Genomic DNA, 8,924 nt, shown 5'->3' on the forward strand with positions numbered 1-8,924 from the left:
GTCTCATAGTGGCGTCCTTGCCGGTCGAAGCCCCGGGCCCGGGAGCGCGCCGTCTTCCCCACTCAGTGCCGGACAGTAAGGACGATCTTGCCGACCTGCGCGTTGGATTCGAGGTAGCGGTGGGCCTCCACGACGTCGTCGAGATCAAAGGTGCGGTCGATGACAGGCGACAGTGAGCCGGATCGCAGGCCGGCGTTGATGAAGAGCTCTGCTCGACGCAACTGCTGCGGCTGATCCAGGGTGAGTTCGGCGAAGTAGTACCAGCGGATGTTGCGTCCTCGGCCATCGTCAGCAAATGGCAGCGGCATCGGACTGGGGTCGAGGGCGCCATAGAGGACGAGGGTGCCGCCACGGACGACTGATGAGACGACCGTGTGGACGCCTGCGCCGCCAATCGCGTCGACAGCCAGTTCTACGCCGCCGTCGCCAGTGAGCGCACGGACCCGGGTGACAAGATCTTCCTCCTCGGTGGCGATCACGTGCGCAGCGCCGGCCTGAAGCAGCTGCTGCTTCTTGTCGCTGGTGCGGGTGGTCGCGATGGGAATGGCGCCGAGGTGGTTGGCGATCTGGATTGCGGCCAGACCGACGCTGCTGGAGGCTGCTGTGATGAGCACGGTGTCGCCGGCCCCGATCTGGCCGATTTCCACCAGCATTCCGTACGCCGTCGTGTAGGCGATCCACACCGCGGCGCTGGTCACCGCGTCGATGCCCTCCTGGCGCCGCACTGCGGCAGCAGCCGGCACGATCACCTGCTCACCGTAGGTGGCGTACTCGTTCATGTAGAACGCCGGGATGGTACTGACCGCGTCGCCGGGGACGAAGCCGTCCACTCCGTCACCGACAGCATCCACCGTCCCCGAGGCCTCGTATCCGATACCGGAGGCCGGCAAGGTCGGTTGATAGAAATAGAAACCGGCACGGAAAAGTGCCTCGGCCCGATTCAAGCCGATTGCGTCGACCCGGATCCGCAATTCACCCTTACCGGGCTCGCCGATCTCCACCTCTTCGACTTTGAGTACCTCGGGTCCGCCGAGTTCATGGAAGCGCACTGTCTTTGCCATCGGGATGTCCTCTTTCGCCGGCCGGACACTAAGTCCGCTTGGATCAAGCTATATCGACCACCGGAGACGAACAATAAGTGTTTGCCTCGACTTTACAAGCGATCGTCTTGATGGTGAAACAGCGATAGACTGTCGCTGTGGATGTACTGAGCGACGTCATTGCTGCCATGCGCACCGGCACACCCCACTCGACCCGCCACGAGCTGTATGCCCCCTGGGGCATGTTCTTCCCGTCGAGTCAGGGAGCGGGCTTTCATGTCGTCCTCCAAGGGTCTTGCTGGCTCATTCCGCCACCCAACGGCACTCCGATCGCGCTCGGACCGGGCGACGTCGCGTTCGTCCACGGTGAGACCTCACACGGGCTGGCCGATAGCCCGTCCACCCCTCTTGCGGAGATCAAACGCCAAAGAGAGCCGTACAGCCAGGTACGGGGCGAGGGGTCAGGCGCTGCCACAGTTGTTCTCTGTGGTGCGTACATGCTCGACGAGACACGAGCGCACCCGCTTCTGTCGGAGGTCCAACAGATAGTCCATCTGCCGGCACAGGTCGGGTGCCACTCATCGCTGCGCGCCACAGTCGACCTGCTGGGCAGCGAACTGGAGAGACCGCTGCTCGGATTCGGCGCCATAGTCCCGGCACTGCTGGACACGCTCCTGCTCTACATTCTGCGGGCCTGGTTCGATCAGGAGCCTCACAACAAGAAGGCAACCGGCTGGGTGGCAGCGCTCAACGATCCGGCGATCGCGGCGGCCTTGACGAGCATTCACGATGACCCTGCGCATCCGTGGACGGTCGAACAACTCGGCGCCGAGGCGGGCCTGTCCCGTGCGGCCTTCGCCCGGCGGTTCACAGTGCTGATCGGGCAGCCGCCGCTCACCTACCTCACCTGGTGGCGAATGACCACCGGCGCTCGCCTGCTCCGCGAGTCCGACGCGCCACTGCGCGTCATCTCCCAACAAGCCGGATATACCTCAGACATAGCTTTCTCCGCTGCGTTCAAACGTCAGTACGGCGTCACCCCTGGGCGATATCGACGCAACCAAATGAGCGCTCGCAGACCCACCGCCACCGTCTGAAGCCGAATCAGGCAAGGCACAAAGTCCCACCTGGGACCGGTCAGCTGAGACTTCCGGCAGTTGCGCGGCGCTCGTCCGCGGCCTGGACGGTCTGTTCGCCGGCGGGCCGGTAGTGCTCGACGAAGAGCTTGCCGACCAGTTCGCCTCGCGACGACACCTGGGTCTTCTCGAAGATCGCCTTGATGTGGTCGCGCACGGTATGCGGCGAGAGGAACAGGTGCTCGGCGATCTTCTCCGTCGGCAGCCCGCGCGCGACGTGCTGGGTGACCTCGACCTCGCGCTCGGACAGCTCGTACGCGTCGGCGACCAGCGGCATCACGTCGGATGCCTTCGCCGGTTCGAGCACGACGGCGGATCCCTGCGGGCCTCCGCCGATCTCATCCATCGGCGAGGCGTGGCAGACCAGCCAGCGACCCCCGCGTGTGCGCAGGCGGATCCAGGCGGGACCGCTCCGGGCCGTCAAGGCGATCGTGTGCAGCCAGGGCGGAACAGGGAGATCCAGTCGGCTGTCCGTTGAAGGACCGCCCTCGGGGAGCTCTTCGAGATAGCGCCGGGCCTCGTCGTTGACGGACACCAGCGAGCCTGCCGCGTCGAAGAGCAGCAACCCCGGGCCGCCCGCGGCTATGGCGTACTCAGCGGGTGTCGCATAGGAGCGGAGCCGCCTGGCCAAAGGTGTGACGAGCGAGTTCACGAACTCTACATCGGCGCGGCTGAAGGCCTTGCTGGTTCGGAAGAGGCTGATTGTGCCCTGCGGACGACTACCGACGCGCAGGACCGCCCGCAGTTCGTCGTACAGGCCGCGGGGCTTCATGAAGTCCACGTAGATGGCGCTGGTTCCCGGGCAGTCGCCGGTGGTGTCACGGAGCCCCGCCACTGGGACCGGGGCCGTGGTCAGGTCGCTGTAGAGGTTGACGGTGCCGGCGAGGAGCTCGGTCTCCCAGTACTCGAAGCAACCTTGGGCGTCGATGTTCTCGCCGTGCATGGGCGTGGTCAGGATGCCGGTCTCGGGATCGGTGGCCCGCCAGACCGCGGCGTCGAACGGCACCACTCGCCTCAGCCGCGCGGACGCCTGCGCGAACATCCCGAGCGCGTCCGGCTCTTCCGTGGCCTTCGACAACAGCATGCGACGCTCGTCCGATCGACTCATCCGCTTCCCTTCGCCGCTACCAGCATAGGAACACGCGTAAACCCTCAAACGAGGGATGGGACGGGCGGCCGGCGCTCCCCAGACTCGCGGTATGACAAGTCTGAAGCGCCTCCTCGGCGATCAACTGCTGTCTCCCGGTCATCGCGGCTGGGACAGCGAGCTGGCCGGCTTCAACACGGCCGCGGTCCATCGGCCGGACCTCGTCGTCGCCGCCGAGCACGCCGATCACATCGCGACAACGGTCCGGTACGCCGCCGAGCGCGGCCTGCCAGTGGGAGTCCAGGCCACCGGCCACGGGATCTCCGTACCGGTCGACGGCGGCATCCTCCTCACCACCGGCCGTCTACGCGGCGTCGACATCGATCCGGAGGCACGGACCGCCCGGGTCGAGGCCGGGGCCAGATGGAACCAGGTGATCGCGGCGGCCGCGCCGTACGGGCTGGCTCCGCTGAACGGGTCGTCACCGTTGGTCGGAGTCGTCGGCTACACCCTCGGTGGCGGTCTCGGGCCGATGGCGCGGCAGTTCGGGTACGCCGCTGACCACGTCAGGTGGATCGATGTCGTCACCGCCGACGGGGTCCCGCGGAGGGCCAGCGTGGACGAGGAACCCGACCTGTTCTGGGCGATGCGCGGCGGCAAGGGCAACTTCGGCGTGGTCATGGCGATGGAGTTCGGGCTGATGCCGGTCCGGACCTTCTACGGCGGCGGCCTGTTCTTCGCGGCGGAGTCGGCCGAGGCCGTACTCGACACGTGGTGGCGGTGGACCGCGGAACTCCCTGAGTCCATGACCACGTCGCTCGCCCTGTTGCGACTGCCCGACCTTCCGACAGTGCCGGCGCCACTTCGTGGACGGGTGAGCGCGCATGTGCGGATCACCTTCCTCGGCGTCCCGGCGGACGGCGATCGGCTGCTCGCCCCGTTGCGTGGGCTCGGTCCCATCATCGACACGGTCGCGGAGCGCCCCTATCCGGAGATCGGCGAGGTCCACCAGGATCCGGTCGACCCGATGCCTCTGCAGGAAAGGTCGATCCTGCTCGACAGCTTCGACGTGCATGCGGCCAAGACTCTGCTCGAGGTGGCCGGGCCGGGTTCGGGCTGCTCGGCGTACATAGTCGAGCTGAGACACCTCGGGGGCGCGGTCGCGCGGCTGCCCGAGGTGCCCAGCGCGACCGGGCACCGCGACACGGCGTTCACGCTGGCGACGATCGCGCCGCCGGACGGAATGTCCGCGTCCGTGCTGGCGGCGCTCGGGCCGTGGGGCAGCGGCCGCGCCTACATCAACTTCCTCAATGGTCCCGGCGCCGAGAAGCAGACCGCGCGCGCTTTCGCGCCGGCGGTCTATCAGCGGCTGGCCGAGCTCAAACGGCGCTACGACCCGGCGAACCTCTTCCGCTTCAACCAGAACATCCCTCCGATCGACAGCAGGCCGTCATGACAACAAGTGCACGCTCGACCGGGCTCCGGCTCGGTGGCCTGTTCGGCCCGGCGATCTTCGGGGTGACCGCCGCGGGGGTCGCGCTGCCGGACGTCACCCGGGCGCTCGGTACTACGCCGTCCACCGCAGCCTGGGTTCTGATCGCGCATGCCCTTGCCCTAGGCATCGGTACTGCGCTGTCCGGCCGGTTCGCCGATTCGCGCGGAGTCCGGGTGACCTTGCTGGCCGGCGCGGGTGTGCTCGTCGCCGGAGCGGTGGTCTGCCTGTCGGCACAGGGCATCGTCGCGCTGGTGATCGGCCGACTGGTGCTCGCGACCGGGTCCGGCGCGACGTCCGCGTCCGCGCTGGTCCTGGCGTCGTCGTCCACCCCGGATCAGCGACCGAAGGTGCTCGCGACCTTCGGCGCCACGATCGCCGTGTTCTCGGCCGGCGCCACCTTGGCCGGCGGCGCGGTGACGGAGTGGCTGACCTGGCGGCTCACGGTGGTACTGCCGGTGCTTTCGGTGCTGGCTGTGCCTTTCGCGCTGCGGCTGGCGAAGTCCCGGTCAGGTTCGAACCGGCCGGTCGATCTGGCCGGGGCGGCCCTGCTCAGCGTGAGTGCCGCCTCGTTCGTCATCCTGATCCAGTCGTCGGCGCTGGAGCTTCCAACCACTGCGGTCGCTGGTCTGGCGGCGGCGCTGGTGGTGAGCGCGACGGGTCTGGTGCTGCGGGTGGCCCGCGTACCTGAAGGGTTCGTGCAGCGCTGGTTGGTCACCGACACCACTTTCCTCCGGGTGATGGCCACCGGAGTCGGTGTGTTCGCCGGGCTCTTCGGAGCGATGTACGCGGCACCGCAGTTCCTCGTGCGCGAGCACGGCTGGTCGGTCCTGTCGGTCGGCGCCTGGCTGCTGCCGGGAGCCGTGCTCGGCGGCGTCCTCTCCCGGTGGGCGAGCAGGCTGGCCGGCGGCGGCGTCTTGATCGCGGCAACCTCCCTGTCGTCTGCTGTGCTGTTCGGCTTGGCGGGCCTGCTCGACAGTTCCGTCCTGGTGATCTGCGCCGTCTCGCTGGGCTTCGCAGCCTTCGCCAGCACTCAAGTAGTCGCGACCGGACTGCTGTCCGCACGGATCCAGCCGGCACAACGAGGAGGCGGGGTCGCTCTGCTGAACCTGACCTTCTTCGTCGGCGGCGGTGCCGGCTCAGCTGTCGCCGGCGCGCTCGCGAAGTCGTTCAGCCTGACCACGGTGATCGCAGTGATCGCCATCTTCCCCCTGTTCGGCGCCCTCGCAGCCCTCACCCTGCACCGCCCGCGGAAGCCTGCCGAGATAGCGACCCGTTAGCGGTCAGGGCGCCTGACAGGGCGTGGGGGGGCGAGTGGCACAGTGCCCGGGCCGCGGTTTCCTTGCGGGACTCGGCGTTTCGCGATCGCATCCAACACGTAGGTACCCGGCTACGAGAGTCGCGCCTTAATGGCGATGCCGGGGCGGCGGATCAGGTTGCCCATGACAACGATGATCAGCGCCATCGACTGCACCCGAACACCGCTGCTGTAGTCAGACGGTCCCCGTGTAGAGGTCCTCCACATAGGCCCGCTTCGATGCCTCGTCGCGTGGCGAGGACAGGTATCTCGACCTCGCCTCTCGCTCATGCGAAGTCGGCCCCAGCTCCCACACGCATTGCACTGGACGGAATCGCTCAGCGTCAGGGATCTGCTGATAGGTGCCGTCGGCCTCTTTCAGGTACAGGACCTGCCACATCTCGTTCACCTCACGCCAGACACAGACGATCAGGAAGTGGAACGCCGCACCCGACCGATGCAGGATGACGAAACCGAGCTCGTTGCGGAATGCGAGCGCACCGCTGTCGGTCTCGTACTCCAAGAACCTTCGAGCCTGGTCCCGCTCAGCCTCCGAAATCACCCGGTCCGGGCTGTGAACGTCGTACCACTTGAGGTAGGCACCCGGAAGAGGCTGAGCCCCGCCTGGGCTCACTTCCTTCCGGATATGCGACCAGCCGGGCGGCACCTCACCCAGGCCGACCAGGTCAACAAGCTCCTTCATCCTGGTTCCTCTCATTCACGCACGACTATCGGTTCCCCATCACGAACGCGTCGTACGGACGGGCAGGAAATCGACATGGTCGAACGTGAGTTCGCTGGCAGCTGACCAATCAGGGACGGACTCGTGAGGCCTCCTGTGATCGTGATCTGTCTGGCATGCCGCTGGTTTCGAAGGAACGCCTTTAGCCGTTGGCGGACAATTCAGCGAACGGGATTGACCCAGCCGAGGGCGGTCGCCTGGGGCACCCAGTTGGAAGCGGTTCTCGGCACCGGCCGCTTCCATCAGCAAACGGATCCGCCGCTGCACAGTACGGGTGCTGACGCCGAGTTGCCTAGCGATCGTGACATCGGTGAAGCCGGCCCGTAGCAAGATCAGCAGCCGTTGTGACTCGGGGTCGAAGGGCAGGTGGCCCTCGCCGCTGGAGCTACCGGCCATGGCGTCGCTGAACGGTGCAGCTCGTTCCCAGGTCTGCTCGAACAAGGCGATCAGCCCAGTCAGGAGACCCGTGCCCCGGATCACCAGAGCGCGAGAGCTCGCCACTCCCCCACCACCGTCCCACGGCACCACAGGCGTCAGGTCATCAACCAGGAAGAGCTTGACTGGCAGCCGATCCAAGACCCGCACCTCCTCACCGGCGGAGACGTCGGCGAGCATCGATTCCAGCCCACCCTGGGCGTAGAAGCCTGCCCGGTCGTAGACGACTCGATAGCGGACCCCGCCGTTCAGCTGATCCACTTCGACGGTGTGGAAGGCCTCATCGGTGTCGTCGGTCAGGAATGGCGGCATGACGAAAGCCCGGATCTCGACCCTGGCGGCACCCTGCAGTTCCTTGAACGCCTGGTCCAGCTCTCCGGGTTCGACGAGCTCGACCAGGTTGTTGGGATGGTGCTGCCTCGCCGACTGATAGAGGGCGTGTGGAACTGTCGCGCCGTGTTCGGCCCGTCGCTGCCCGGCCCGGACTGGAGGGCCGACAGCGCCACGCAGTACCCGACGTTCCTGCGGCTAGCCGTTGGCCTGTTCGGCACCGCACCCGACACCACGGGACAATCTGCTGTGGATAGCGCGCGGACGGTGCTCTCCCGCGACGGCACGGTGGTCTGCGAATCCGCGAGCCAGGGTCTGTGCGTTGTAGGCGGCGCTCCGGTCGCGGGCCGCTACCGGATGGAGACCGAGGCGACCCGCAGCCTCACCGACGTGTCCACCAAGGTCGGCCTCGTGTGGACCTGGACCTCGGACGGTTCGGGCGGTGACCGGCCGGCGTCGCTGCCCGTACGCGTCGTCCGGTTCACGCCCACGCTCGACGAGGCCAACTCCGCCCCCGGCGATCGCACCGCCATCGTCCCCGTCCAGGTGCTCGCCAACCCCGGAGCACCGGCGGCCAAGGTCACCTCACTGACCGTCGAGGTGTCCTATGACGACGGCAAGACCTGGCGGCGGGAACAAGTCCGCGGCCACGGTGGTGACGGCGTCATCGTGCTGCGCCACCCGACCGGCGGCTACGTATCGCTGCGCGCCAAAGCAGTCGACTCCAGCGGGAGCACGGTCGAACAGACCATCATCCGCGCCTACCGACTGCGCTGACAGATCACGAAAGAGGCATGCTCGGCCCAGACCCGGCCGAGCATGCCTCTTTCGTGGCGGATTCTCCGCTGTGTGAAGCAGAGCTCAACGCCTGCGTTCGGACCGCGGCCGTCGGCCTCAGTGTTCCTGCGTCGGGCGTACGACGGCGACCGGGCAGCTCGCGTGGTGCAGCAGCCTTTGGCTGACCGAGCCGAGCAACAGACCGGTGACGCCGCCGCGACCGCGGGAGCCGACCACGACCATCGAACTGGCGCTACTGCGTTCCGCCAGTACCGCGGCCGGCCGGCCTGCCACGACCTCGGCCCGGACCCGCACCCCCGGGAACTTGTCCCGGTACGGCGCCACACTCTCGGCCAGCCAGTTCCGCAGAAGTCCCTCGGCACTGTCGATCGATGCATCGTGGCGGCTCTGCGGTTGCCAGCAATAGACCACCTCCAGCGGGTTGCCGGATCGGGCGGCCGCCTCGAAGCCGAACAGAACAGCAGCTTCGGAGTCGGCGGACCCGTCGGCGCCGACCAGCACTGGTCCGGCCGCGTCAAGATCGCGCACCACGACGACCGGGCATGGTGCCTTGGCCGTCACCGCTGT

General features: G+C 67.3%; 9 protein-coding genes. 4 read left to right on the forward strand and 5 right to left on the reverse strand.

All coding sequences use genetic code 11. The features are described from left to right. Window positions 1–62: 62 nt before the first annotated feature. The gene (locus EV644_RS36790) at window positions 63–1,001 is read right to left on the reverse strand and encodes a zinc-dependent alcohol dehydrogenase family protein (protein WP_199240207.1); all 939 of its coding nucleotides are present in this window, start codon (window positions 999–1,001) and stop codon (window positions 63–65) included. 197 nt (window positions 1,002–1,198) lie between these two features. Here EV644_RS36790 and EV644_RS36795 point away from each other — a divergent pair, with 197 nt between their 5' ends. Then, complete coding sequence (locus EV644_RS36795) at window positions 1,199–2,137, forward strand: AraC family transcriptional regulator (protein ID WP_132194837.1); 939 nt, start codon at window positions 1,199–1,201, stop codon at window positions 2,135–2,137. Between the two features lie 40 nt (window positions 2,138–2,177). Here EV644_RS36795 and EV644_RS36800 read toward each other — a convergent pair whose 3' ends face one another. Then, a complete protein-coding gene (locus tag EV644_RS36800) occupies window positions 2,178–3,260 on the reverse strand; it encodes a response regulator transcription factor (protein WP_199240208.1) in 1,083 nt (360 codons plus the stop codon). Window positions 3,261–3,375: 115 nt separating this feature from the next. Between EV644_RS36800 and EV644_RS36805 the strand changes: the two genes are divergently transcribed. After that, the gene (locus EV644_RS36805; RefSeq protein ID WP_132194833.1) at window positions 3,376–4,719 is read left to right on the forward strand and encodes an FAD-binding oxidoreductase; all 1,344 of its coding nucleotides are present in this window, start codon (window positions 3,376–3,378) and stop codon (window positions 4,717–4,719) included. After that, the gene (locus EV644_RS36810) at window positions 4,716–6,035 is read left to right on the forward strand and encodes an MFS transporter (protein WP_132194831.1); all 1,320 of its coding nucleotides are present in this window, start codon (window positions 4,716–4,718) and stop codon (window positions 6,033–6,035) included. The genes EV644_RS36805 and EV644_RS36810 overlap by 4 nt, the downstream gene beginning before the upstream one ends. A 213-nt stretch (window positions 6,036–6,248) precedes the next feature. On the opposite strand, the gene EV644_RS36815 is transcribed toward EV644_RS36810, so the two are convergent. After that, complete coding sequence (locus EV644_RS36815; RefSeq protein ID WP_132194829.1) at window positions 6,249–6,755, reverse strand: hypothetical protein; 507 nt, start codon at window positions 6,753–6,755, stop codon at window positions 6,249–6,251. Between the two features lie 39 nt (window positions 6,756–6,794). Beyond that, the gene (locus EV644_RS36820; protein ID WP_132194827.1) at window positions 6,795–7,541 is read right to left on the reverse strand and encodes a helix-turn-helix domain-containing protein; all 747 of its coding nucleotides are present in this window, start codon (window positions 7,539–7,541) and stop codon (window positions 6,795–6,797) included. Between EV644_RS36820 and EV644_RS36825 the strand changes: the two genes are divergently transcribed. Continuing rightward, complete coding sequence (locus tag EV644_RS36825; RefSeq protein ID WP_132194825.1) at window positions 7,500–8,336, forward strand: hypothetical protein; 837 nt, start codon at window positions 7,500–7,502, stop codon at window positions 8,334–8,336. The genes EV644_RS36820 and EV644_RS36825 overlap by 42 nt on opposite strands. A 117-nt stretch (window positions 8,337–8,453) precedes the next feature. On the opposite strand, the gene EV644_RS36830 is transcribed toward EV644_RS36825, so the two are convergent. Continuing rightward, window positions 8,454–8,924, reverse strand: a 471-nt coding sequence (locus tag EV644_RS36830) for a universal stress protein (RefSeq protein ID WP_132194823.1), incomplete at its 5' end; no start/stop codon positions are given.

This window comes from Kribbella orskensis, from assembly GCF_004342085.1.
GTDB lineage: Bacteria > Actinomycetota > Actinomycetes > Propionibacteriales > Kribbellaceae > Kribbella > Kribbella orskensis.